Annotated in this window: 25 protein-coding genes; 12 read left to right on the top strand and 13 right to left on the bottom strand. The window is 62.8% G+C overall.

Annotation, left to right across the window (positions count from 1 at the left end):
• Positions 1 to 11: 11 nt before the first annotated feature.
• A complete protein-coding gene (locus tag FAA86_RS03305) occupies positions 12 to 800 on the bottom strand; it encodes a DUF2243 domain-containing protein (RefSeq protein ID WP_136538365.1) in 789 nt (262 codons plus the stop codon).
• A gap of 244 nt (positions 801 to 1,044) precedes the next feature.
• Between FAA86_RS03305 and fabI the strand changes: the two genes are divergently transcribed.
• Together fabI and FAA86_RS03295 are read left to right on the top strand one after the other, a co-directional pair.
• A complete protein-coding gene (gene fabI, locus FAA86_RS03300; RefSeq protein WP_113460604.1) occupies positions 1,045 to 1,863 on the top strand; it encodes an enoyl-ACP reductase FabI in 819 nt (272 codons plus the stop codon).
• 16 nt (positions 1,864 to 1,879) lie between these two features.
• On the top strand, positions 1,880 to 2,470 hold the full coding sequence (locus tag FAA86_RS03295) for a histidine phosphatase family protein (protein ID WP_136538364.1): 591 nt from the start codon (positions 1,880 to 1,882) through the stop codon (positions 2,468 to 2,470).
• Positions 2,471 to 2,513: 43 nt separating this feature from the next.
• Here the strand turns inward: FAA86_RS03295 and FAA86_RS03290 are convergent, their stop codons facing one another.
• Positions 2,514 to 2,774 carry a DUF1344 domain-containing protein gene (locus FAA86_RS03290; RefSeq protein ID WP_113460690.1) on the bottom strand — a complete coding sequence of 87 codons (261 nt, stop codon included), beginning with the start codon at positions 2,772 to 2,774 and terminating at the stop codon, positions 2,514 to 2,516.
• A 307-nt stretch (positions 2,775 to 3,081) separates the two neighbouring features.
• On the opposite strand from FAA86_RS03290, the gene FAA86_RS03285 reads away from it, so the two are divergent.
• The 3 genes from FAA86_RS03285 to ribB all read left to right on the top strand — a co-directional run bounded on the left by FAA86_RS03285 (position 3,082) and on the right by ribB (position 8,518).
• Entirely contained in the window at positions 3,082 to 6,135 is a 3,054-nt protein-coding gene (locus FAA86_RS03285; protein ID WP_136538363.1) for a putative bifunctional diguanylate cyclase/phosphodiesterase, read from the top strand.
• A 176-nt stretch (positions 6,136 to 6,311) separates the two neighbouring features.
• Positions 6,312 to 7,406 (top strand): chorismate synthase, encoded by a 1,095-nt coding sequence (gene aroC / locus FAA86_RS03280; protein ID WP_136538362.1) that lies wholly within the window; start codon positions 6,312 to 6,314, stop codon positions 7,404 to 7,406.
• 11 nt (positions 7,407 to 7,417) lie between these two features.
• Entirely contained in the window at positions 7,418 to 8,518 is a 1,101-nt protein-coding gene (ribB, locus tag FAA86_RS03275; protein WP_136538361.1) for a 3,4-dihydroxy-2-butanone-4-phosphate synthase, read from the top strand.
• A gap of 277 nt (positions 8,519 to 8,795) precedes the next feature.
• On the opposite strand, the gene FAA86_RS03270 is transcribed toward ribB, so the two are convergent.
• From FAA86_RS03270 to FAA86_RS03255, 4 genes are all read right to left on the bottom strand, one after another.
• The gene (locus FAA86_RS03270) at positions 8,796 to 9,494 is read right to left on the bottom strand and encodes an RES family NAD+ phosphorylase (RefSeq protein ID WP_136538360.1); all 699 of its coding nucleotides are present in this window, start codon (positions 9,492 to 9,494) and stop codon (positions 8,796 to 8,798) included.
• Entirely contained in the window at positions 9,495 to 9,899 is a 405-nt protein-coding gene (locus tag FAA86_RS03265; RefSeq protein ID WP_246034989.1) for an antitoxin Xre-like helix-turn-helix domain-containing protein, read from the bottom strand.
• Between the two features lie 87 nt (positions 9,900 to 9,986).
• Positions 9,987 to 10,346 carry a GNAT family N-acetyltransferase gene (locus tag FAA86_RS03260; protein ID WP_210309842.1) on the bottom strand — a complete coding sequence of 120 codons (360 nt, stop codon included), beginning with the start codon at positions 10,344 to 10,346 and terminating at the stop codon, positions 9,987 to 9,989.
• A 90-nt stretch (positions 10,347 to 10,436) separates the two neighbouring features.
• Positions 10,437 to 11,624, bottom strand: a complete 1,188-nt coding sequence (locus FAA86_RS03255) for a winged helix-turn-helix domain-containing protein (RefSeq protein ID WP_136538357.1) — start codon at positions 11,622 to 11,624, stop codon at positions 10,437 to 10,439.
• 173 nt (positions 11,625 to 11,797) lie between these two features.
• Here FAA86_RS03255 and FAA86_RS03250 point away from each other — a divergent pair, with 173 nt between their 5' ends.
• From FAA86_RS03250 to FAA86_RS03230, 5 genes are all read left to right on the top strand, one after another.
• The gene (locus FAA86_RS03250) at positions 11,798 to 12,478 is read left to right on the top strand and encodes an energy-coupling factor ABC transporter ATP-binding protein (protein WP_136538356.1); all 681 of its coding nucleotides are present in this window, start codon (positions 11,798 to 11,800) and stop codon (positions 12,476 to 12,478) included.
• Complete coding sequence (locus tag FAA86_RS03245) at positions 12,472 to 13,077, top strand: energy-coupling factor transporter transmembrane component T family protein (RefSeq protein WP_136538355.1); 606 nt, start codon at positions 12,472 to 12,474, stop codon at positions 13,075 to 13,077. The genes FAA86_RS03250 and FAA86_RS03245 overlap by 7 nt, the downstream gene beginning before the upstream one ends.
• Positions 13,078 to 13,106: 29 nt before the next feature.
• The gene (locus FAA86_RS03240; protein WP_136538354.1) at positions 13,107 to 13,670 is read left to right on the top strand and encodes a biotin transporter BioY; all 564 of its coding nucleotides are present in this window, start codon (positions 13,107 to 13,109) and stop codon (positions 13,668 to 13,670) included.
• Between the two features lie 81 nt (positions 13,671 to 13,751).
• The gene (locus FAA86_RS03235; protein ID WP_246034988.1) at positions 13,752 to 14,780 is read left to right on the top strand and encodes a DUF4424 domain-containing protein; all 1,029 of its coding nucleotides are present in this window, start codon (positions 13,752 to 13,754) and stop codon (positions 14,778 to 14,780) included.
• Between the two features lie 225 nt (positions 14,781 to 15,005).
• Complete coding sequence (locus FAA86_RS03230; RefSeq protein WP_136538353.1) at positions 15,006 to 17,006, top strand: methyl-accepting chemotaxis protein; 2,001 nt, start codon at positions 15,006 to 15,008, stop codon at positions 17,004 to 17,006.
• A gap of 85 nt (positions 17,007 to 17,091) precedes the next feature.
• Here FAA86_RS03230 and FAA86_RS03225 read toward each other — a convergent pair whose 3' ends face one another.
• From FAA86_RS03225 to FAA86_RS03215, 3 genes are all read right to left on the bottom strand, one after another.
• Complete coding sequence (locus FAA86_RS03225; protein WP_136538352.1) at positions 17,092 to 17,349, bottom strand: DUF2188 domain-containing protein; 258 nt, start codon at positions 17,347 to 17,349, stop codon at positions 17,092 to 17,094.
• A gap of 9 nt (positions 17,350 to 17,358) precedes the next feature.
• The gene (locus FAA86_RS03220; RefSeq protein WP_136538351.1) at positions 17,359 to 17,682 is read right to left on the bottom strand and encodes a hypothetical protein; all 324 of its coding nucleotides are present in this window, start codon (positions 17,680 to 17,682) and stop codon (positions 17,359 to 17,361) included.
• Between the two features lie 155 nt (positions 17,683 to 17,837).
• Positions 17,838 to 18,440: a superoxide dismutase gene (locus tag FAA86_RS03215; RefSeq protein ID WP_136538350.1), complete on the bottom strand. Its 603-nt coding sequence runs from the start codon at positions 18,438 to 18,440 to the stop codon at positions 17,838 to 17,840.
• A gap of 195 nt (positions 18,441 to 18,635) precedes the next feature.
• Between FAA86_RS03215 and FAA86_RS03210 the strand changes: the two genes are divergently transcribed.
• A complete protein-coding gene (locus FAA86_RS03210) occupies positions 18,636 to 18,965 on the top strand; it encodes a hypothetical protein (RefSeq protein ID WP_136538349.1) in 330 nt (109 codons plus the stop codon).
• Positions 18,966 to 18,969: 4 nt separating this feature from the next.
• Here the strand turns inward: FAA86_RS03210 and FAA86_RS03205 are convergent, their stop codons facing one another.
• Together FAA86_RS03205 and FAA86_RS03200 are read right to left on the bottom strand one after the other, a co-directional pair.
• Positions 18,970 to 19,311: a YkgJ family cysteine cluster protein gene (locus tag FAA86_RS03205; RefSeq protein WP_136538348.1), complete on the bottom strand. Its 342-nt coding sequence runs from the start codon at positions 19,309 to 19,311 to the stop codon at positions 18,970 to 18,972.
• Positions 19,312 to 19,315: 4 nt separating this feature from the next.
• Positions 19,316 to 20,500 (bottom strand): MFS transporter, encoded by a 1,185-nt coding sequence (locus FAA86_RS03200; RefSeq protein WP_136538347.1) that lies wholly within the window; start codon positions 20,498 to 20,500, stop codon positions 19,316 to 19,318.
• A 154-nt stretch (positions 20,501 to 20,654) separates the two neighbouring features.
• Between FAA86_RS03200 and FAA86_RS03195 the strand changes: the two genes are divergently transcribed.
• Positions 20,655 to 20,996 carry a type II toxin-antitoxin system RelE/ParE family toxin gene (locus FAA86_RS03195; protein WP_136538346.1) on the top strand — a complete coding sequence of 114 codons (342 nt, stop codon included), beginning with the start codon at positions 20,655 to 20,657 and terminating at the stop codon, positions 20,994 to 20,996.
• Here FAA86_RS03195 and FAA86_RS03190 read toward each other — a convergent pair.
• Both FAA86_RS03190 and dxs read right to left on the bottom strand, forming a co-directional pair.
• Positions 20,993 to 21,304, bottom strand: coding sequence for a helix-turn-helix domain-containing protein (locus tag FAA86_RS03190; protein ID WP_136538345.1), 312 nt, complete (start codon positions 21,302 to 21,304; stop codon positions 20,993 to 20,995). The two genes, FAA86_RS03195 and FAA86_RS03190, sit on opposite strands and share 4 nt — an antisense overlap.
• Before the next feature lie 67 nt (positions 21,305 to 21,371).
• On the bottom strand, positions 21,372 to 23,249 hold a 1,878-nt coding region (dxs, locus tag FAA86_RS03185), incomplete at its 5' end, for a 1-deoxy-D-xylulose-5-phosphate synthase (protein WP_136538344.1).

Genomic DNA, 23,249 nt, shown 5'->3' with positions numbered 1-23,249 from the left:
CTGAGCGCGCTTCAGGCTTCATCCGGTCGCGTGTAATCGAGGCAGCCCGCCGGCAAACCGGCGCCGCTCACCACCAGCGCACCATGGGCGTAAAGGCTGCTTGCTGGACCGCCTTCCGGTAAAGCGACGGCCCATAATGTGCCGGAGGGGTCTCGACCCGCAAGCGATCCGTCAACGGCCGCGATCGCCGCCATCACGCCCGTCTCATCCATGCCCGATCGAAAGAGAACGACAACCGGGCCCTCGGAGGCCGGTGGAAAGGCCTGAACCGCACCCGCGGCGACGGTGATCACTGCCAGAGCGAGCGGTGCGGCATGGAAACCGCTCCCCCTGCCCCCGCGTTTGAGCCAGACACCCAGAAGAGCCGGCGCAAGACCGAAGAGACACAGCCAGAGAATGTCCCAGACCAGCGGCATGTCGCTATCCATGCGGATGCGATGAATGCCAAGAAGCCAGTGGGAGAGGAGTGCATCGGTGATGTGCCAAGAGCCGAAGCCGATCAGCCCCCAGGCGAGCCCGAGGCGGCCTGCAGCCGGCGCAAGGACCGCCGCCCGGCCGCGCCACAACCACAACAGCCCGAGAGCCGCAACAAGATACATGGCGAGATGAAAGAGCCCGTCGGTCAGGATCAGGAAGCGCAGGTCGGCCGCCGCCTGCGGCAGGCCGCTCAGGAGATGGTGCCATTGCAGGATCTGGTGCAGCAGAATGCCATCGAAGAAGCCTCCAAGCGCAAAGCCCAGGGCACCGGACGCCATGGCCGCGTAACCCGCCTGTCGTCCTGCCTTCGATATCTTGTTCATCTCATGCCCTCCTGTGAAGAGACCCCAACAGCAGGAGCGACGGAGAGTTCCAGATTCTCCGATTGCGCGGAGCGCTGCGACGCCGCACGGGCAAGTGCCGGAAGCTTGCTCGCTGATTTATGAGGGATTTTTGAAGTATACAGCCAATGTTCCCTGTCGGCCTTTCGATGATCTGCTTCAATCTTGAACGCCGGAACGGCCTATGCCATAGGCAAGTCCACCGAAAGTCTCAAAGGGTCTCGATATGGTTCAGGGTTCCGGCCTTATGGCAGGCAAGCGCGGCGTCATCATGGGTGTCGCCAACAATCGCTCCATTGCTTGGGGCATCGCGAAGGCTTGCCGCGATCAGGGCGCAGAGATTGCTCTGACCTGGCAGGGGGACGCGCTGAAGAAGCGTGTCGAGCCGCTCGCCCAGGAACTCGATGCCTTCCTCGCCGGGGATTGCGACGTCACCAATCTCGACAGCATCGACGCCGTCTTCAACAATATCGAGGCCAAGTGGGGCAAGATCGACTTCGTCGTGCATGCGATTGCCTTCTCCGACAAGGACGAGCTGACCGGCCGCTACATCGAGACGACGCGTGACAACTTTGCGCGCACCATGGACATCTCCGTCTATTCGTTCACGGCGGTCGCCGCCCGCGCCGAAAAGATCATGAATGATGGCGGCTCGCTTTTGACGCTGACCTATTACGGCGCCGAGAAGGTCATGCCGCATTACAACGTCATGGGTGTCGCCAAGGCCGCGCTCGAGGCCTCTGTTCGCTATCTCGCCGTCGACATGGGCGGACGCGGTATCCGCGTCAACGCGATTTCGGCGGGTCCGATCAAGACGCTTGCCGCCTCCGGCATCGGCGACTTCCGCTATATCCTCAAGTGGAACGAGTATCACTCGCCGCTCAAGCGCAACGTCACGACCGACGAGGTGGGCAAGTCGGGCATGTATCTCCTGTCCGACCTTTCGACCGGCGTTTCGGGCGAGGTCCATCACGTCGATTGCGGGTATCACACCGTCGGCATGAAGTCGGTCGACGCGCCCGACATCGTTCTCGGCAAGGACTGACATCGGAGACTGCGCCGTGCTCATCTACATGATCCGCCACGGCCAGACCGACTGGAATGCCGAAGGGCGGATGCAGGGCCAGAAGGATATCGGCCTCAACGAGGTCGGCCGCCAGCAGGCGAGCGAAAACGGCCGCAAGCTCGCACAGATCCTTGGCGACAGCGCCGGGGATTTCGATTTTGTCAGCTCGCCTCTGGGCAGGACGCGCGACACCATGGAGCGGCTGCGTGCCGCCATGGACCTCGACCCCACACAATACCGCATGGATGATCGGCTGAAGGAGCTCTCCTTCGGCGACTGGGAAGGCTCGACGCTGCCGGAACTGGCACGGGTATCGCCGGAGCGCGTGGCGGAGCGGGCACGGCAGAAATGGGGTTTCATTCCGCCCGGCGACGATGCCGAGAGCTACGAGATCCTGTCCTGGCGGATCGGTGCCTGGCTGAAATCAGTGGAGATGCCGACCGTCTGCGTCAGCCATGGCGGCGTCATCCGCAGTTGCTTCCGGCTGATCGGCGATGTCGGCGAAGACGAGGCCTGCGAGATGAACATTCCGCAGGACCGTATTCTGAAGATCGATCGCGACCAGAAGCGCATCGGCTGGATCTGATCGCGACTGCGGGCTGCCTGAGATCAGCAGCCAGAGCTTCACGTCACTGCAGGACTTCCAGATCGTCGACGACGCGCTTGCCGTCCACTTCCGTGTAGAAGACGATGACCTTCTGACCCGGCTCCAGACCCTCGAAATTGAATTCGGCCGGGACGGCATAGCTCTTGCCGTCATCAAGTTCGAGGCTCATGCCTTCGATGTTCACGTCACGGATCGTGGCTTCGACATCGGCGCTGCCGGCGAGGACGGCGACGGGGGAGAGGAAGCTTGCCGTGGCAAGAAGCAGGGATATCACGACACGCATGCGAACCACCTTCGACCAAATCAATGCTGAAAACGACTTCAAACTAGCCTCCCGAATATGGCGGAATTCGCCCGCGATCATGACTTTTCAATGGGATTGTTGACCCGAATGGAGCCCCGGATCAAGCGCTGCGCTCGGGTTATCCTTGGGTGAATAGTCCTGGATTGTATTTCTTTACCGTGATCCACAAGCAACTGGTGTACCCGCGATAAAGTAGAGCGACGGAAAAAAGCCAGCGTCTCCCGAAATCCTAAATTAACCGCCGGGCCATAGACTTAGCGGGAACGGGATCAGGGGATACCTAGACTTGCGTAAATTGATGAAGGACTCGCGGGCCGATAGCAGGTGGGGCAACGGCATGCTCTGGCTGATCGGCGGCGCTTTACTCAGCGTCCTGATCGTTTCCGCAGGGTTCATGATCGACCGGCAGACGGCGCTCAGCGAACGCGGCCGGGTGGAGCACGCAGTGCTGGACCGCATAGACCATCTGCGGTCCCAGATCCTGATAAAGATTGCCCGAGATATCGATCTTGCGCTGGGTCTGGCCGACGACATCGCAGACAATGACACGCTGTCCCCCCCGGAGCTCAATCGGACCATTTCACGACTTCTTCGCGACAACGACCATCTCCGGTCGATTCATTTTGCTGCTCTGAACGATCCCGCACGTATGGCGTTCACTCCCTTAATTACCCAGTCGGAGCGTAATTTCACGATCGACATTCCCGTTCCTCCGCTGCCCTGGAACGCGCATCAAGGATGGATCTCTCTCGTCTTCGAGATTGATGGAGATCGCTTCTTCGATGCGGGTGAGCTCCTGTCGGAAGACGGAATGCCGAAACATGAGGATCATGATCATACGAAGCTGGCGGTGACACTGCCTTCGACCAGCGGGAATGATATCGTCTTCGGCGATGTCTCGCTTTTCGATGAGCAGCCAGTGTCTATGGCATTCTCGAAAGACGGCCTTTCCTTCCAGATTTATGGCGTGCCGGACGACGGCTGGGACGCAGCCATGAACCGTCTGCTTCCGAGCCGCCTTTTGGTCCTTGCCGGCGTCGCCGCGATGATGATCTCGGTCCTTCTCGCCGTTTACCTGCTGCGCGAGCGCAATCTGAACATTGCCCGCCTGAGGGGTCGCGAGCAGCGTCTGCTCGAATTGTCGGAGCGTTTTCAGCTGGCACTGGAAACCTCCAATATCGGCATCTGGGAGATCGACACGGCAAGCCATGCCCTGATCTGGGATAGCCGGAGTGCCGGACTGCATGGTCTTCCCGAAAGTCTCGCGGAAGACGAGGACAGGCTCGCGGACTGGTTCGCCTCGCTGCATGCGGATGATATCGGGCGCGCCGAGCAGCTTTATTTCGACTGTGTCATCGCCGCGTCCGCCGACCGGTGGGACATCCATTATCGGGTTCCCCTATCCGACGACAGCTTCCGCTATCTTCGCTCCGTGGGTGCACGCACGCTGGACGGCAACATTACCGGTATCGTCTGCGACGTGACGACCGATACCCTCGTCACCCAGTCGCTCAGCAAGGCGAAGGAAAACAGCGACATCAAGAATGCTGAACTTGAGCTCGCGCTCGAGGAGCTTTCCAGTCGCGAGCATCAGCTTGCCGAAGCGTCACAGCGTCTCGACCTCGCTCTCGGCTCCTACAATTGCGGCACCTGGGAGGGCGATCCGGTCACGCGCAGCGCGATCTGGGACGAGCGCATGCACCAGCTCTATGGCGTGCCCTTCAGCGACAAGGCCGTTCCCGAACATGTGTGGCTTTCGCGCCTTCATCCCGACGACCGGGGCGAGATCCAGCTCGCCACCAAGCGCGCTGTCACCCTCGACCAGGTCATCAACACCACCCAGCGCGTGGTGCTGCAGAACGGCGAGATACGCTATATCCGCTCCGTCGGGCAGCCGCATGTCGGCCGTGACGGCAAAAAGAAGCTGATCGGTATTGCCTTCGACGTGACCGCCGATGCGCTGCTTGCCGAACAGCTGCGTACCGCCAAGGCGGAAGCCGACATGCGCAACATCGAACTGGAACTGGCCAAGAACCGGATCGAATTCAACGCGCTGCACGATCCGCTCACCTCGCTGGCAAACCGCCGCAAGCTCGATCTCGAGCTGGACACGCTGGCGCGCAGCGGTGACCGTCAGTCCGCCAAATTCGCGATCCTCCATCTCGACCTCGACCGCTTCAAGGAAATCAACGACACGCTGGGCCATGCCGCGGGCGATGCGATGCTGGTCCATGCCTCACGCATCCTGATGAAGCATGTGCCGCGCGGTGATCTCGTGGCGCGTATCGGCGGCGACGAGTTCGTGGTTCTGGCCCGCCGCCAGACGACGGTGGACGAACTCGCCACCCTGTCGAACAAGATCATCGAGGAAATGCGCCAGCCGCTCGACTTCGAAGGCTTCGACTGTCGCTGCGGCGTGTCGATCGGCATCGCCCAGGCGCATGGCCCCGCGCCGGATGCGCGCAAGGTCCTGATCAATGCCGATATCGCGCTCTATCAGGCCAAGGAAAAGGGCAGAAACTGCTACGAGTTCTTCACGCCGGACCTGCAGGCCAATATCGTTGCCAAGAAGCGCATGGCCGACGACATGCTGGCCGGGCTCGACCGGGATGAATTCGTCGTTTTCTACCAGCCACAATTCGACGCATCGAGCATGCAGCTCTGCGGTGCGGAAGCCCTCATCCGCTGGCGCCATCCCGACCGCGGCATTCTCGCGTCCGGCAACTTCCTGAAAGTGGCGGAAGACCTGAACGTCATGGCCCGCATCGACGAACTGGTGCTGCAGACGGCGCTGAAGGACCAGATGCGCTGGACAGCGCTTGGCATGCAGGTGCCGCGCATTTCCGTCAACGTCTCCTCCAGGCGCCTGCATGACGACAATCTGATCGACCAACTGACAGGGCTTGCGATCACGCCTGGTTCGATCTGCTTCGAGCTGGTGGAATCCATCTTCCTCGACGAGAGCGATACGCTGGCATCCGACAATATCGAGAAGATCAAGGCACTCGGGATCGACATCGAAATCGACGATTTCGGCACCGGCCATACCTCGATCGTCTCGCTGTTGAAGCTCAAGCCGAAGCGGCTGAAGATCGATCGGCAGCTTGTGATGCCGGTGACTCAGCAGCCGCAGGAACGCAGCCTGGTGCGCAACATCGTCGAGATCGCCCGCTCGCTCGGCATCGAAACGGTTGCGGAAGGCGTGGAGACACACGAGCATGCCGGCATTCTGCGTCAGCTCGGCTGCGACTATCTTCAGGGTTATGCTTTCGCCAAGCCGCTTTCCTTCGAGGACTTCACCCGCTTCGTCGACCGCTTGCCGCAGCGCAAGGCCTCGTAAGCCTCCTCGGGCTCCGGATCATCGCGCCTGCGGTGACACTGTGTTGTCGCAAATCGGCGGCAACGGGCGCAAAAGCGCTTCACAGCCTTCGCGGATTTGCTCTATGAGTGACACCATCCAAGGCAGGGCCCGCCGGAAGACGTTCCGGTGGACGAGAATGGAACGGTAGCTCACGCATGTCGCACAATACCTTCGGTCACCTCTTCCGCGTCACCACCTGGGGCGAAAGCCACGGGCCGGCGCTCGGCGCGGTCGTCGACGGCTGCCCTCCCGGCGTCCGCTTCCGTCAGGAGGACCTGCAGGTCTTCATGGACAAGCGTAAGCCCGGCCAGTCGCGTTTCGTGACGCAGCGGCGCGAGGACGACATCGTGAAGGTCTTGTCCGGCGTGATGCCGCAGGAAGACGGGACGATGATCACGACCGGCACGCCCGTCTCGCTCTTCATCGAGAACACCGACCAGCGCTCCAAGGACTATGGCGAGATCGCGAAGCGCTATCGCCCCGGCCATGCCGATTACACCTATGATCTGAAATACGGGATCCGCGACTATCGCGGCGGCGGACGTTCGTCTGCCCGCGAGACGGCGGCTCGTGTTGCGGCCGGTGCGCTGGCACGGCTTGCCATGCCTGGTGTGACCATTCGCGGCGCGCTGGTGCAGATCGGAACGCACAAGATCAATCGCGACAACTGGGATTGGGCGCAGGTCGACCAGAACCCGTTCTTCTGCCCTGACGCAGCCATGGTACCCGTGTTCGAGGACTATCTCGACGGCATCCGCAAGGCCGGCTCCTCTGTCGGCGCGGTGATCGAAGTGGTCGCAGAGGGTGTTCCGGCCGGGATCGGTGCGCCCGTCTATGGCAAGCTCGACCAGGATATCGCCGCAGGTCTGATGTCGATCAACGCCGTCAAGGGCGTCGAAGTCGGCAATGGTTTCCAGGCCGCTGAAATCACCGGCGAGGAGAATGCCGACGAGATGCGGATCGGCGCCGATGGCAAGCGGGTCTTCCTGTCCAACCATGCCGGCGGCGTGCTGGGCGGGATCTCGACCGGCGAGCCGATCGTTGCGCGCTTTGCCATCAAGCCGACGTCTTCGATCCTGACCGAAAAGCGCTCGATCGATGCCGATGGCAATGAGGTCGATGTGCGCACCAAGGGCCGCCACGACCCTTGTGTCGGGATCCGCGCCGTGCCCGTCGGCGAAGCGATGCTCGCCTGCATCCTGCTCGATCATATCCTGAGAGACCGCGGCCAGAACGGCCGGACCAGATAAGGACTTGCCCCATGAGCTATGACCAGAAGCGCGTCGTCGAGGCGATCCGCGCCTTCGAAGCCGGCGAAATCGTCGTCGTGACCGATGATGACGGGCGCGAGAACGAAGGCGACCTGATCGTCGCCGCGGTCCACTGCACGGCGGAGAAGATGGCCTTCATCGTGCGCCACACTTCGGGGATCGTCTGCGCCCCGATGCCGAAGGAAGAGGCAAAGCGCCTGAACCTTTCGGCCATGGTTGCGGAAAACGACAGCGCGCATACGACGGCCTTCACGGTCTCCGTCGACTTCAAGCATGGGACGACGACCGGGATTTCCGCCGACGACCGCACGCTGACGGTGCGCAACCTCGCCAATCCGAATGTCGGCCCCTCCGATTTCGTGCGCCCTGGCCACATCTTCCCGCTCGTTGCGCGCGAAGGCGGTGTGCTCATGCGTTCCGGCCACACGGAAGCGGCCGTCGACCTCTGCAAGCTCGCCGGCCTGCCGCCGATCGGCGTCATCTGCGAACTCGTCAACGATGACGGAACCGTCACCCGTGGCCAGCAGGTTGCGGATTTCGCGGTCAAGCATGGCCTCAAGCAGGTGTCGGTCGCCGATCTCATCGCCTATCGCCAGCGCAAGGAGACGCTGATCCAACTCGTCTCCAAGTTCGACCTCCAGACGCCCTATGGTCCGGCCAAGGCCTATGCCTATTCCCTGCCCTGGGATCCGATGCAACATCTCGCCGTCGTCTTCGGCGACATCCGCGATGGCGAGGACATTCCGGTGCGCCTGCATCTGGAGCATGTCGGCAAGGACGTCTTCGGGACCGACAGGCAGATCGACGGGATCATGAAGCGGATCGCCGACAAGGGCCGCGGCGTGATCGTCTATCTGCGCGAAGGCTCTGTCGGCGTTGGTATCTCGACGACAGCCCGCAGCGGCAAGCAGGATCGCGAAGATCATTCGGAAGCCCAGGCGCGCGAAAGCGAATGGCTGGAGATCGGTTTGGGTGCCCAGATCCTCAAGGATCTTGGCGTTACCTCGATCCGGCTGTTTTCGTCGCGCGAACGCCACTATGTCGGTCTTGAGGGCTTCGGAATCCGGATTGCGGCGACGGAGATCGTCTAAGGCTTTGTGGGTCTTCCTTGATCCATCGATGTTGTGGCGGCGGCTTGCAGCCGCCTGATCACCCCACCCCGGACCTTCGGTCCGACCCTCCCCCTTAAGGGGAGGGTGGAATTGCGGCAGGGTTCCCGCCGCCCTTTACGTATGTCATCGCCGCAACCGGCGGCCACCCACCTCCCCCTTGAGGGGGGAGGTCGACGCGGAGCGTCGGGTGGGGGTGACCCGGTGCTGTGGGAAGGGCAAAAGGCTCAAAGTCATCCCACGAGGACTTAGAAAACGATCAAAACCCGACCGGCCCCTCGACCACCGGCTCCGGCCTGCCCTTCCAGATCAGCCGCCAGACATCGCCCTGCCGCACGGACTGGACCGCCGCAGGGCGCAGGATGGCAAAGCAGGTGCCGCCGGGATGGCGGACGGACGGGTAGACGATGCCGTTCAGCCCGGCCCGTCTTGCTTCCAGCGCGAGGCGATTGCCCTCGGGATAGCCGCGCGCCTTGTCCGCCGACAGCGCCGGATGGGCAGGCATTGGTCTCAGGTCGAGAAAATCGCCGGAAACGCTGCAGAACATCTCGGCATAGTCGGCCACCGCCTCGAAGACACCGGTGCGGGCGAGGAAGTTCGTCATGTGAAAGGTGATCTCGGCGAGGCAGGTTTCGACGGCGAGCGCCGCATACCAGGCGCCACGCGTCTCGCCATTGAAGCGGTTCGGCTCGCGGGGCTTGGCATAGGCGAAGCTCGCATTGATGAAATGGGCGTGCGGCACGTCATAGACGAGCTCATTGGCTGCCAGACCTGAGATGCCCGTCACTTGTGCCTGCATGCGGCTGGAGGTCGCCGCCTCGATCTCCGCGAGTTCAGAGAGTTCGTCATCGCTATCGGCCAGCGGCGCGAGCACCGGCGCGCGAAGGCGAGCCGTGGAGACAAGCCGCACCGTCCTCGGATGAGCGACAGTCACCACCGGGAGGCCTGACACCTCCACTCAGAGACCTCCGCGCACCGCATCGAGATAGCGGCGGACTTCAAGCATATGCGGGATGCCACCCTCGATCATCGCGGCCACGGGCGTGCGGCGATCAAAGAGCGGGCCGCTGTTTTCCAGCATCGGCCAGCGATCGGCCATGGCATCGGCAAAGAGTAGGTGCAGCGCCTTGTAGATGCCCGTGAGTGCGGAGATGCGGGTCATCTGGTCCTGGCTCAGGGTCTTGGTCGCAGTATCCGGCTTCAAGCGCTCCCAGGTGCTGAGCGACACGCCCAGTAGAGCCGCCGACTGCTGACTGGTGAGGTCCCAGTGGGTGACGAGGCGGCGAAAGGCCTTGAGCGCCGTCTGCGACAGGCGCCTGCGATCGGCTTCGTCGGCAAAGCCCGGCGATCGCGGAATCGGCACCAGAGGATTTTCAGCAGCGTGAAGCACGGTTAAATCCCTTCAATTGACAATAACAATATACGTCATTTGAAGGGATTATCAAGGCGACTAGAAGACCCGTCGCGCCATGCCGACGGACCGCGGTGCCGTCTCGTCGAAACCGAACTGGCTGTAGAGACGATTGGCCGGGACATCGGCGATGAGGCTGACATAGGCCGTCTTGGGCAGTGTCGCGATGAAATCCGACAGCGCCTGCATGATCCATTTCGCAAAGCCCCTGCCCTGATGACCGGGCAGAATGGCGATGTCGGTCACCTGGAAGAAGCAGCCGCCGTCGCCGATGATGCGGCCCATGCCGACGGTCTCGTCGCCCAGCATCAGGCTGACGCCGAAGATCGAGTTCGGCAGGCCCTTCTCGGCGGCTTCGCGGGAGAAGGGCGTCAGCCCGGATTCGAGGCGTAGCCGCATGTAATCGTCGATGGCGGGCACACGGAGTTCGATGCGGTAGGCACTGTTGTCGGTCACGCCAGGAGACTTTCTCGTCAGTGTTGCTGATGATCAGGCGAGCCAGTCGGGCTGAAGGCGTACGGCCTCCATGCCGGCGAAGCGGGCGACGCGCTGGAGTTCGGCTTCCAGCTTTTCGATGCGGCCGGCAGAGGGTTTCACGCCCGGCTCCAGCCAGAGGCGGCGGACATCGAGCACGCCGTCCTTGCGCTCGGCCTTCATGTCGATGCGGCCGATAAGCCGGTCGCCTTCCAAGAGCGGGAAGACGTAATAGCCGTATTGCCGCTTCGGCTCGGGCACGAAGACCTCGATGCGGTAAAAGAAACCGAAGAGGCGTTCGGTGCGGTTTCGGTCGCGGATCAGGGGATCGAAGGGCGAGAGTACGCGGATGCGTGCCGGCGGCTCGGGCGCGTCGAGAAGGGTCGCGAGGTGGTCGGCGAAGGCGAAGGAGGCGCGCGGCTTGCCGTCGACCGTTTCGAGCTGCAGCTCCTCGAGCTCATCACGATGGGCCGTCACCCAGCCCTTGGCCTCGTCGGGCGTGACGATATCGAAGAAGGCCGCGATCTCGCCCGAGGTCGCAAAGCCGAGGCGGGTAAGTGCCGCCCGGCAGGCCCAGTCGACAAAGCTCTCGTGTTCGACTTCGGCCGCGTGATGTTCGGCAGGGATGACACGCTCGGAAAGGTCATAGACCTTCTGGAAGCCCTCGCGGCGGGCAATGGAGAGCTTGCCGGTATGCCAGAGGAATTCGAGCGCCGTCTTCGAGGGGTGCCAGTTCCACCAGCCGCCGGACTTGTGATCCTCGGCCTTCACGTCGCGGGCCATGACCGGGCCATGGTCGCGGATGCGGGCATAGGTCTCCTCGAAGGCCTGATCGAAGCCCTCCCCCTGCCACCTCGCCCAGTTCTGCCGGATGCGCGCCTCGCGGCGGACGAAGCGGTGCTTCCAATAGGGAAAGAAGGCTGAAGGGATCACCGAGGCGTCATGCGTCCAGTGCTCGAAGAGCAAGCGGTCCTTTTCCAGGAGATGCCGAAGATCCTTCGTTCGATAGGTCTGGTTGCGCGAAAAGAGGATCTGATGATGCGCCCGCTCGACCCACTGGATGCTGTCGACCTGAACGAAGCCCAGATCATGGATCAGGTCGTAGAGCCCCTGACGCCCGAGCGCCTTGGTCGGCGAGCGCGACAGGCCCTGCCGTTCGAGGAAGATTTTGCGCGCAAGGGCATTGGGGACGGGAATCGACATGGCGTGAGGCTAGGACATGTTCGTGGTTTGTTCAATAAAGGAAAATCGACGGTTGTGGAGAGCGGGGACACGAAGCGTTAGCTTGGTCTGCTTCGGCTCACCGATACTCGTCTCTGGCACCGTGATCTCGGTCGGTCTATAGGATCACCAACGACACCCGGAGACCATCCGCCTTGCATATCCGTTTCGACCAGGCCGAGCTGCGTTACGGCGACCGCGTGGCCCTCTTGCCGCTGACGCTGTCGCTCGTCGAGCGGCGCATCGGCGTCATCGGGTTGAACGGTTCCGGCAAGACGAGCTTTGCGCGGCTGATTGCGGGGCTTGCCAAGCCGACGTCGGGAAAGGTGACGCTGGACGGGCTGGATACCGTTGCCGACGAACAAGCGGCACGGGCGAAGACCGGCTTCATTTTCCAGAACCCGGGCAACCAGATCATCTTGCCCAATATCCGCGAGGATATCGCGCTCGGGCCGAAGTCGCGGGGGCTTGCCGCTGGCGAGGTCGAGCGCCTGGTGGACGCGGCGCTGGACCGGTTCGGCATCGGCGATCTCGGCACGCGGCGACCGCATGAGCTTTCCGGTGGCGAATTGCAGCTCGCGGCACTTGCTGCCGTCTGCGTGAACCGTCCGGAGTTGGTGATCTTCGACGAACCCACCAACCAGCTGGATCTGAAAAACCGCGCCCGCGTCAAGACCGCGATCGAGGGGCTGGCCGAACAGGCCGTTGTCATCAGCCACGATCTCGACCTCGTCGCAGATTTCGAGCGGGTGCTGGTCTTCGATCAGGGAGCGCTCGCCTTCGATGGTGCTGGCCAAGCGGCCATCACACGCTACCGGGAGATCGCCGGATGCTGACGAGCCTGCATATCGAGGGTACAAGCCCGCTGCATCGTCTTTCGGTGAAGCCGAAGCTTGCAGGGCTGATGGCCTTCGGGCTCGCGCTCTATTTCGTCGACCGGCCATGGGTGCTGGGCGCCGCGCTCGCCCTGTCCGGCCTTGCCTATCTCTCCACGGGTGTCGGTCTTAGCGAAGGGCTGCGGCGGCTGAAGCCAGTGCTCTTTACCATTGCCTTTCTTGCCGCCGTCAATCTGCTGCTCTTGCCGCCGCTCGAGGCGCTCGTTATCACGCTGCGGCTCGTTGCCATCGTTTTCCTCGCGGCTGCCGTTACGGCCTCGACCACCATTGCCGACTTCATGGCCGCGATCACGGATCTCGCCAGGCCGCTGGAGCGGCTAGGGCTGATCAAGGCTTCCGACCTCGGGCTGGCGCTTGGGCTGGTCTTACGTTTCGTGCCCGAGATTGCTGCACGTTACGAGGCGCTGAGGGAAGCGCATGCAGCGCGCGGCATCCCGGTCAGGCTGTCGCGCATGCTGGGCCCGCTGATCATTTCGACGTTGAAGGATGCGGACCGGATCGCCGAGGCGATTGACGCGCGGGGGATTAGGGGTCACTAAAACCCTCAAAGTTACCGGGGACCCCTTGCATGACCACCAGAGACATCGTCCTTTCCGCCCTCTTCACCGCCATCATCATCGTCCTGGGCTTCATTCCGCCCGTGCCGATCCCGTTGCTGCCGGTCCCGATTACCGCCCAGTCCATGGGCGTCATGCTTGCCGGCTGCATCATCGGCGCCAAGCGCGGTGCGGCCGCCTATGCGCTGCTCGTGGTGCTCGTCGCCGTTGGTCTGCCGGTTCTCTCCGGTGGTCGTGGTGGCCTCAACGTGCTGATGGGCCCGACGGGCGGCTATATCTTCGGCTGGATCATCGGCACCTTCGTCACCGGCTTCCTCGCCGAAAAGCTCGTGCGCGAAGGCCAGTCGGCGGCCAGGCAGATGGCCGGCTTCTTCATCGCCTCCGTCGTCGGCGGCATCGGCGTCGTCTATCTCTGCGGCATGCCGTGGCTGTCGGTCGTTGCCGGCACGCCTTTCGACAAGGTGGTCCTCGGCTCGCTCGCCTTCATTCCGGGCGACCTGGTCAAGGCGACGATTGCCACGCTTGCAGCGCGTGCCGTGCTTGCCGGCTACCCGCTTCTGCCGGCCCGCGCATAACACCCAGAAAGCGTCGTTCAAGAATCGGAATGCCACCGCTAAGGTGGCATTTTCTGTTTCAGGTTCCGGGGGATTTGGACCGTGACGACACTGCCGAGACTGCTGCTCGCGTGCGCCTTGCCGGCGCTTGCCACGACATCCGTACTGGCCAATGACACGATGGCGACGCTGGAGGCCGGCGGCCTGGTCTTTACCCGCAGCGACGAGATCACCATGGCGCGGGAGGATCTCTATATCTCGCCGGAAAAAGTGGAGGTGAAATACCTCTATCGCAACACCAGCGACAAGGCGGTCAGCACCATCGTCGCCTTCCCCATGCCGAAGATCGGCGGCCCGGTCGAGATCATGTCGGCGGTGCCGGACGAACAGAGCGACAACTTCATGGACTTTTCCGTGACGCAGGACGGCGAGGAGATCGAGCCGAACCTGCAGCAGCGGGTGCTGGTGCGTGGCATCGATTTCACCACCGAGGTGGAAGACCAGGAGATCCCGCTTCAACCGCTCGCGGGGGAAACGACGGAGGCGCTGAAGACGCTTCAGCCTGATGTCATCGAGGATTGGCTCGCCAAGGGGCTGATCGTCGACATCAATGCCGGGTCGGGCAGCGACGTGCAGCCCGAATACGCGCCGGTCTGGGAACTCGAATCGATCTACTGGTGGGAGACGACCTTCCCGGCCGGTGCCGATGTTGCGGTCGAGCACAGATACAAGCCAAGCGTCGGCGGCATTTCGGGTCTCAGCTTTGTCTGGGATGGAAAGCCGACGGAGTATTTTTCAGAGGTCCAGAAGCGCTACTGCGCCGACAACGCTTTCCTTAACGCCGCGATCAAGCTCGAAAAGAGGCAGAACCCCGATGCCGGGATCTACTATTTCGAACAGTGGCTCTCCTACATCCTCACCACCGGCAACAACTGGTTTGGGCCGATCGGCGATTTTCGCCTGACCGTCGACAAGCTGAACACCGAAACGATCGTCAGCTTCTGCGGCCAAGGGGTGAAGAAGACCGGCCCGACCACCTTCGAGATGCGCGCCAAGGACTACTACCCGGAACAGGATCTCCACATCCTGCTCGTCGTGTCGAACAAGGTGGCCATGCAGGATGCCGAGTAACGGTCGCAACTGCGACTAAATCGTCCGACTGCGACAATTCTGCCTTGTCGCGGTAACGGCTTGTAAAATCGTTTCCGACAGGATCGCCGCGATCGGTCGCTTCCGGTGTCCCCCTGAGCGCTCCATGATGGAGACGCAAACGCCCGAACGGATCATGTCACCGCAGCAGTGCGACGCCGTCTCTCCGGCTGTCCCTGCCCTCTTCGCGCGCCCGAAAGTCCAGACATGTTTCTCAAGAACCTTTCTCTCAGCAAGAAGCTGATCCTTACCTTTTGCACCATCATGGCCGGATGCTTCCTGGCCTCCGTCGTGGTCTTCGTCCAGGCCTATACGGCCAAGACCGCATTGATCGACCAGGACCGCGCCCAGCGCATCGTCACTCTCGTCGATGCCGCAAAAACCGCTATGGCCGAGCAGGCAGCCAACGAGCGCGGCTATCTGCTGTTCGGCAGCGAAAGCACGCTTGCCGCCGTCACCACCGAGCGGCAGGCGCTCGATGCTGCGATCACCGAAGCCCGGACATTGGCGGCCGGTGACAGTGCCCTCCTGGCGCGCCTGGATGCCATGCGCGCGGCCGCTCAGACCTATGCAGCCGAAGTCGCGGATCCGCAGATTGCCGCCCGCAAGGCCGGCCAGACCTCTCTCGAAGAGATCGCTACCATCGGCGCCTCTGGCGCAGCTGGCGCTCTCGATGCCTTCCGAGCTGCCGCCGCCGACATCAAGACTGCACTTGCCGCTGAAACGGCGGCGACCCGCGCCCGTGTGGACGGCGCGCATTTCGCGCTTGAAATGGCGCTGGTGCTTGGCGCTGGCGTCGCGGGCGTCTTTGCCGTCGGCCTGATCTGGTTGCTTGCCCGCTCGATCGTCACGCCGATCACCGGCATGACCAATGCGATGAGCCGTCTTGCCGCCGGCGATCATGCCGTGGAAGTGCCGGCCGTTGACCGTGGGGATGAAGTCGGCCGCATGGCGAAGGCCGTGCTGGTGTTCAAGGACGCAGCGATCGACAGCGCCCGCATGGCCGAGGAACGTCGCACGATGCGCGAACAGGCCGAGGCGGATCGCCAGAAGGCCGAGGCCGAGAAGGCCCGGGAGGCTGAGGAAGTGCGCTTTGCCATGACCGAACTGGCCAAGGGTCTCGCCGCACTCTCCGATGGCGACGTGGTCTTCCGGTTGGAGAAGCCGTTTGCGGCCCATCTCGACAGCCTGCGCGGCAACTTCAACGATTCGCTCGAGAAGCTGCACGCGGCTCTGAGAACCGTCGGCGCCAACGCGCATGCCATCCATGCGGGTGCTGCCGAAATTCGCGCCTCCGCCGATGACCTTGCCCGACGCACCGAACAGCAAGCGGCCTCCGTCGAGGAAACCGCAGCCGCCGTCGAACAGGTGACCAAGACCGTGCGCGATACCGCCAAGCGCGCCGAAGATGTCGGCCAGCTGGTCGAAAGCACCCGTTCCGGCGCCGAGCGATCCGGCGAGGTCGTGCGCAATGCGGTCTCCGCAATGACCGAGATCGAGCAGTCCTCGCAGTCGATTTCCAGCATCATCGGCGTGATCGAGGATATCGCCTTCCAGACGAACCTTCTGGCGCTGAATGCCGGCGTCGAGGCGGCCCGCGCGGGCGAGGCCGGCAAGGGCTTCGCCGTCGTCGCACAGGAAGTGCGTGAACTGGCGCAGCGCTCGGCAAATGCCGCCAAGGAGATCAAGTCGCTCATCTCGCGGTCGACCGCGCAGGTCGGCAACGGCGTTGCGCTTGTCGGCGAAACCGGCGTGGAACTCGAGAAGATCGTCAGCGCCGTGCAGGAGATCAGTCATCATGTCGGTGCGATCGTGGTCGCGGCCCGCGAGCAGTCGACCGGTCTGCAGGAGATCAATCTTGCCGTGACGGCGATGGATCAGGGCACACAGCAGAACGCTGCCATGGTCGAAGAGCAGACGGCAGCGTCGCATACGCTTGCGGCGGAAGCGGATTCGCTCAATACGCTGCTTGCCCAGTTCCGCCTGGGCCAGGGTGATGCCGCGCAGACACGGACCGCCGGCCAGCATCGGACAGTTTCGTCAGCGCCAGTTCATCAGCCGGCCAGCCGCCTGCCAACTGCGGCATCATCCGTTGATAGCCCGGCCCCCTCGCCTGCACGCGCGCTTGCAGGCAAGCTCGGTCGCGCCTTCGGCATGGGGTCGGCGGCTGTCGCCGAACCGGCGAGACAGGACTGGACCGAGTTCTGACATACGCCGCAGAAGTGGCCTCAATTAAGAAAGCCCGTGGCTCGCGCCACGGGCTTCCCTTTTGCCTGGACTCAAAACAGTCAGGCTACCGGTCGTCCTCGACATCGTCGACGACGTCCGTCATGGGGCGGTCCGCACCGTCCGCATGTTCGTGATGCCACTCGCCTTCGGCGTCCTGCCAGCTGATTTCGGCATCGCCATCTGCGAGTTGCTGAGCCCCGGCTGCCTGCCTTGCGGCGGCAAGCGCTTCCTCATGTGTCGGATAGGGCTCTGAATAGACGTCACCCAGTCGGTAGGCATAGCCCTCGTCGTGAGCGACGACGTGATAGGTCACCTTCACCATGCGGCGACCTCAGTGCCAGCGCCAGCGGTTGTCACGTGCCGGCGTCGAGGTGGCAACGAGATAACCGATGACACCGCCGATGATGCCGAGCGTGATGAGTGCCGTGGAGGTGGCGGCCGGATGGCGGCGGGCGACGCCGGCCACGCTGTCTGCACCGTCACGGGCATAATCGGCAACCGTGCCTGCCGCACGGGCGGCACCATGCCATGCTTCGGCTGCGCGGTGGCGCGCATCATAGCCGGTGCGCGAGGCCTGGCGGCCGATGACATCCTTCAACTCGGTCATCTGTTCGCGCAGTTCACGCAGTTCTGCCTGCAGGTTGGACGTCGCCATGGTCGGCTCCTTTTCTTGTTTCGGGATCTTGCCCAAGAAACGTGAGCGACGCGCGATGGTTCCACTGCTTAGAACCGTTGGACCAAATGTTGCTGCAAAGCAAAACGCCCGGCGCTGGGCACCGGGCGTTCAAACTCATGAAGTGGCGGAGCCGCTTACTTCGTTGCGGCTTCGTACATTTCGAGCACGTAGTCCCAGTTGATCAGGCTGTCGACGAAGGCTTCGAGATACTTCGGGCGCGCGTTGCGGTAGTCGATGTAGTAGGAGTGTTCCCAGACGTCGACGCCGAGGATCGGGGACGCGCCGTGGACCAGCGGGTTCTCGCCGTTCGGGGTCTTGGAGATTTCGAGCTTGCCGTCCTTAACGGAGAGCCAGGCCCAGCCGGAGCCGAACTGCGTGGTGCCGGCTGCGACGAAATCGGCCTTGAACTTGTCGTAGCCGCCGAGGTCGCTGTCGATCGCAGCCTGCAGCTTGCCAGGCAGCTTGGTGCCGCCGCCGTCCTTCTTCATCCAGTTCCAGAAATGGATGTGGTTGTAGTGCTGGCCGGCATTGTTGAAGAGGCCGGCATTCTTGCCATAGGACTGCTTAACGACTTCTTCGAGCGACAGGCCTTCGAGGCCGGAAGCCTTCAGGAGGTTGTTGCCGTTCGTCACATAGGCCTGGTGGTGCTTGTCGTGGTGAAACTCGAGCGTTTCAGCCGACATGAACGGTGCCAGCGAGTCGTAAGCGTACGGGAGGGCGGGCAATTCGAAGGCCATGTGAGATCTCCTTTTGGCAAATGGATTGCGTTTTGGCAGGTGACGGGAACATAGGTGCGGAACATCGCTCAGGCAACCGTTGCCCTTCCAAAATCCGGCCTGTCGGCGAAAGAAATGTCTTCCGTTTTTGGACTTGAAGGCAGTCGGTTTGCGCCCGATCTTGCCTGCACCCTGCCCGTCACGCAAAGGTTCGCCATGTCCCGTTTTCCCCGCCTCGTCCTTGCCTCCGTCCTGCTGAGCCTGCCCACCGGCTTTGCGGCACTCGCCTCTTCCGATGACGCCTGGGAGGAATTCGCCAAGGATGTTGCAGCCAAATGCACAGCGCTCGCCGAAGGCCGCATTGAGCAGCCGAAAGTGGTTGTCGATCCCTTCGGGACGGAGAACTATGGCGTGGCCATCCTGACCGGCAAGGCCGTCGGGACGGATGCAATCGTCAGCTCGATCTGCGTCTATGACAAGAAGACGCAAACGGCTGAAATCGGCGGCGAATTGCCGTCCGACCAGGTGACGATCACCATTCCCTGACGTGTCAGGCCTCGTAGGCCTCCGGTTCCGGCAAGACTTCGATCGGAAAGCCGAACTCGGCGCGGGCGATCTTGCATTCCTCGTCACCGGGCATGCAAGTTCGACAGACATGCGGGCGCACGAGATAGACGGCGCAGCCGACATGCTTGCCGACCTCTCCCGTGAGGGCCGCACAGCGACCGTTCTCGAACTTCATCCCGCTTTCGTCCCTGGCGATCATCGCTTCGGGGATGGCGGCGATTTCCTCGTCGCTTTCCATGGAAAAGCGCGGCCAGTCAGCAGAATAGGCGCAGCAGGCGCCACAGGTCTGGCAATCGAAGATCTCGGGCGGGGATGTCTCGAGCATGAGCTCAGCCCTTCGCGGCGCGAAGACGGATGAGATTCACGGCGAAGAAGCCGGTGAAGCCCAGCATCAGCAGGCCAACGAAGACCGGGCCGGCATCGACCGAGACGAGATCCATGGTGAGGCCCGTGCTGCCGGAGCCGGCGGCACTGCCAATGGCATAAGCGAGTGCAAAGACGGCAGCGCCCGAGACCAGCAGGCCGCCGCGAAAGCGTTCGCCGAGCAACGTGAGGGCCGCCGTATAGAGCGAGAAGCTCGCGGCCCCGAGGATCGAGATGGTGATCAGCAGGGCTGCCTGCGACGTCATCAAGGGCAGCGCCAGGAAGGCAACAGCCGTGACCAGCGAGCCGCAAACAGCGATCACGGGCCGCGACAGGCGATCCAGGAGCCAGCCGACGAAAGGCTGGGCCAGCGCCGTCGGCAGCGCCACCATGGTGACGACGAAGGCCGCGAAATTCTGGCTGTAGCCACGCTCGACGAAATAGAGCGGGATCATCGAGATCGCCGCGATATCCGAAAAGCCGAAGGCGACGACCATCAGCGTCAGCACGGGGGCGAGCCTGACGAAGGTCAGGAGCCCGCCGGCTTGCGAGGCTTCCGGCTTGGTCTTGGCATAGCGGCCGAGCATGACAGAGGCAAAGGCGACGAGCGCGACATAGGCCGCCGTCATGGCGAAGGCAAAACCGTCCTCAATGCCGACAAGCGGAATGGCAAGCGGCCCGGCGGCAAAGCCCGCACACATTCCCGCACTATAGGCACCCGAGACGCGGCCGCGCAGGCGGTCTGGACAGGCGGTGTTCAGCCAGGCTTCGGACACTGTGTAGATTATGCTGGTGCAGAAGCCGAGCAGGAAGCGGGCAATGAACCAGACGGTGAGACTGTCGAAGGCGGAGAAGGTGGCAAGACAGAGGGAGACGCCGCACAGCGAGGCGACAATCAGCCTGTCGCCGCGCACCACCTGCGTCAGCCTGCCGATCAGAAGCGTCGAGGAGGCGAGGCCGAGCGCAAAGACGGAGGCGTTCAAGCCCGCCATGCTGGAGGAGACACCCCGGCTTTCGAGGATCAGCGAGATCAACGGATAGGTGAGCCCCTGCCCCACCGCAAAGGCCGTGACACCCAGAATGACGACCGCAATCGCCGCCCAATCGGGCGCGACGTCCGGTGCGATATCCGTGGTGTGAGCCGTCTGCATGAAGCCTCCAGAACCCGTATGAGGGTCTGCTGATGAGGCTCCGGTCTAGCGGGGGGATCGGGGGAAGTCCAGAGCGGGGCGGACTTGCCGTTTCTACGCGGATATGCGGAAATGCAACCTGAAGTCTATTTGGATTGCGCGGCTGGGTGGACGCATGAAGAAGTTCGTCTTTGTCAACGAAGCGGCCAAACGCGCCTTTCTCGATCTGCCAAGGGAGATCCAGCGACAGTTCGGCACCGACCTTCAGGCAGTGCAGCGGGGTGAACCGCCGTTTTCACGCTGGAAGCATCTGACCGAGACGGTCGGCCCGGGCGCCATAGAACTGATCGAGAATGCACCCAATGCTTATCGTACGATCTACTGCGCCAAGTTCGCGGAGACGGTCTACATCCTGCACGCCTTTACCAAGACCACCAACAGCGTTGACAGACATGCCATGAAAACGGCTGCTGAGCGATACAAGCTCATGCTGCAGATGCTGAGAGCAAAGCCTTAGGCCGCCTGAACGACCTCACAAACAACCCGGCCATCCGCGTCGACAGACGGCCGAAGCCGTACATTCAGGCGCGCAAGCAGACCAATCAGTTTGTCGGCGGAGAAGAGCTCGATCTTGCCGCGCATCAGTTCGCTAATCCGCGGTTGAGACACGCCAAGCGCCTCTGCCATCTCTGCCTGCCGCAGCTTTCTTTCCTCAAGCAACTTGCGGAGGGTCAACACCAGATCGGCGCGAAACTGGAGATCCGCAGCTTCCGCCGGGCTCTCTGCCATGGCGTCAAAGATGTTATCGTACTCGAGACGTTCCACCGGGCACCTGTAAGATTTATACGGATTTACGTATAATCCATCATCCTCGGCGCAGTGTCAACCTGCCTCAGCCCGCCGCAATGACACCCGGCACGTCCTGCCCCAACGCCGCAAACACCGTCTTTAGGATGCCGGCGGCATCCAGTCCTGCCTTGGCGTACATCACTTCGGGCTTGGCCTGGTCCATCCAGACATCGGGAAGCACCAGCGAGCGGACCTTGAGGCCGTTGTCGAGCAGGCCTTCATTGACGAGGAAATGCACGACCTGGCTGCCGAAGCCGCCGACGGCGCCTTCTTCGACTGTCACCACCACCTGGTGGTGACGGGCGAGCTGGCGGATGAGGTCGTGATCCAAGGGTTTGGCGAAGCGGGCATCGGCAACCGTGGTCGAGAGGCCTGCGGCATCCAGGTCTTCGGCAGCGAGCAGACAGTCGGCCAGGCGCGTGCCGAAGGAGAGGAGTGCGACTTTCGAGCCCTGCTTGACGATACGGCCCTTGCCGATCTCGAGAATGTCGCCGCGATCCGGCAGGGGAACGCCCACGCCTTCGCCGCGCGGATAGCGGAAGGAGATCGGGCCTTCGTCATAGGCGGCGGCGGTGCGGACCATGTGCTTCAGCTCCGCTTCGTCCGCGGCGGCCATCACCACGAAGCCCGGAAGAGCTGCGAGGAAGCCGGTGTCGAAGGAACCGGCATGGGTCGGGCCATCGGCGCCGACGAAGCCGGCGCGGTCGATGGGAAAACGGACCGGCAGCTTCTGGATGCCGACGTCGTGGACGACCTGGTCATAACCGCGCTGCAGGAAGGTCGAATAGAGCGCGCAGAAGGGCTTGTAACCTTCGGCGGCAAGCCCGGCTGCGAAGGTCACCGCATGCTGTTCGGCGATGCCGACGTCAAAGGTGCGTTCGGGAAACAGGTTCTGCAACTTGTCGAGGCCGGTGCCCGAGGGCATGGCCGCGGTTATGCCGACGATCTTCTCGTCGTGGCGGGCTTCCTCGACGAGAGCCTCGGCGAAAACGGAGGTGTAGGCCGGGGCATTCGGCTTGGCCTTGGCCTGGGTGCCGGTGATGACGTCGAACTTGTTGACGCCGTGATACTTGTCGGCTGCGGCTTCTGCCGGCGGATAGCCCTTGCCCTTCTGCGTCACCACATGGATCAGCACCGGGCCCTTCTGGTTGTCGCGCACATTGCGCAGCACGGGCAGGAGATGGTCGAAGGAATGACCGTCGATCGGGCCGATATGGTAGAAGCCGAGTTCCTCGAACATGGTGCCGCCGGTGACGTAGCCACGGGCGTGCTCGACGGCGCGTGTGATCGCGCGGTCAAAACCCTTGCCGAGATAGGCGGTCAGTTTCTTGCCGAATTCACGGAAGCCCATATAGGTCCGGCCGGAGGCAAGGCGTGCGAGATAGGCGCTCATGGCACCCGTCGGCGGCGCGATCGACATGTCGTTGTCGTTCAAGATGACGATCAGGCGGGCATCGAGCGCACCGGCGTTGTTGAGGGCTTCATAGGCCATGCCGGCCGACATGGCGCCGTCGCCGATGACGGCGATCACCTTGCGGTCCGACTTTGAAAGCTCGGCTGCGACCGCCATGCCGAGGCCGGCGGAAATCGAGGTCGAGGAATGGGCGGCACCGAAGGGGTCGTATTCGCTCTCGGCGCGCTTGGTGAAGCCGGACAGGCCGTCTTCCTGGCGCAGCGTGCGGATACGCTCGCGGCGGCCGGTCAGGATCTTGTGCGGATAGCACTGGTGGCCGACATCGAAAATCAGCCGGTCATCCGGCGTCTCGAAGACCTTGTGGATCGCAATCGTCAGCTCGACGACGCCGAGGCCGGCGCCGAGATGTCCACCCGTCTTCGACACCGCGTCGATCATCTCGTCACGGACCTCGCGCGCCAACTGCGGCAGGTCGCGATCCTCGATGGTCTTCAGGTCCTTGGGAAA

This window comes from Rhizobium rosettiformans W3 (assembly GCF_004912135.1).
In the GTDB taxonomy this organism is placed as follows: domain Bacteria; phylum Pseudomonadota; class Alphaproteobacteria; order Rhizobiales; family Rhizobiaceae; genus Allorhizobium; species Allorhizobium rosettiformans.
The sequence above is the reverse complement of the archived record's forward strand: the minus strand, read 5'-3'. Positions and strand labels throughout refer to the sequence as shown.

What these genes read in the sequence shown, in the direction of transcription:
- FAA86_RS03305 (WP_136538365.1), bottom strand. Translation starts at nt 800, where the DNA reads ATGAACAAGATATCGAAGGCAGGACGACAGGCGGGTTACGCGGCCATG.
- fabI (WP_113460604.1), top strand. Translation starts at nt 1,045, where the DNA reads ATGGTTCAGGGTTCCGGCCTTATGGCAGGCAAGCGCGGCGTCATCATG.
- FAA86_RS03290 (WP_113460690.1), bottom strand. Translation starts at nt 2,774, where the DNA reads ATGCGTGTCGTGATATCCCTGCTTCTTGCCACGGCAAGCTTCCTCTCC.
- aroC (WP_136538362.1), top strand. Translation starts at nt 6,312, where the DNA reads ATGTCGCACAATACCTTCGGTCACCTCTTCCGCGTCACCACCTGGGGC.
- ribB (WP_136538361.1), top strand. Translation starts at nt 7,418, where the DNA reads ATGAGCTATGACCAGAAGCGCGTCGTCGAGGCGATCCGCGCCTTCGAA.
- FAA86_RS03260 (WP_210309842.1), bottom strand. Translation starts at nt 10,346, where the DNA reads ATGCGGCTACGCCTCGAATCCGGGCTGACGCCCTTCTCCCGCGAAGCC.
- FAA86_RS03255 (WP_136538357.1), bottom strand. Translation starts at nt 11,624, where the DNA reads ATGTCGATTCCCGTCCCCAATGCCCTTGCGCGCAAAATCTTCCTCGAA.
- FAA86_RS03245 (WP_136538355.1), top strand. Translation starts at nt 12,472, where the DNA reads ATGCTGACGAGCCTGCATATCGAGGGTACAAGCCCGCTGCATCGTCTT.
- FAA86_RS03240 (WP_136538354.1), top strand. Translation starts at nt 13,107, where the DNA reads ATGACCACCAGAGACATCGTCCTTTCCGCCCTCTTCACCGCCATCATC.
- FAA86_RS03230 (WP_136538353.1), top strand. Translation starts at nt 15,006, where the DNA reads ATGTTTCTCAAGAACCTTTCTCTCAGCAAGAAGCTGATCCTTACCTTT.
- FAA86_RS03225 (WP_136538352.1), bottom strand. Translation starts at nt 17,349, where the DNA reads ATGGTGAAGGTGACCTATCACGTCGTCGCTCACGACGAGGGCTATGCC.
- FAA86_RS03220 (WP_136538351.1), bottom strand. Translation starts at nt 17,682, where the DNA reads ATGGCGACGTCCAACCTGCAGGCAGAACTGCGTGAACTGCGCGAACAG.
- FAA86_RS03215 (WP_136538350.1), bottom strand. Translation starts at nt 18,440, where the DNA reads ATGGCCTTCGAATTGCCCGCCCTCCCGTACGCTTACGACTCGCTGGCA.
- FAA86_RS03210 (WP_136538349.1), top strand. Translation starts at nt 18,636, where the DNA reads ATGTCCCGTTTTCCCCGCCTCGTCCTTGCCTCCGTCCTGCTGAGCCTG.
- FAA86_RS03205 (WP_136538348.1), bottom strand. Translation starts at nt 19,311, where the DNA reads ATGCTCGAGACATCCCCGCCCGAGATCTTCGATTGCCAGACCTGTGGC.
- FAA86_RS03200 (WP_136538347.1), bottom strand. Translation starts at nt 20,500, where the DNA reads ATGCAGACGGCTCACACCACGGATATCGCACCGGACGTCGCGCCCGAT.
- FAA86_RS03195 (WP_136538346.1), top strand. Translation starts at nt 20,655, where the DNA reads ATGAAGAAGTTCGTCTTTGTCAACGAAGCGGCCAAACGCGCCTTTCTC.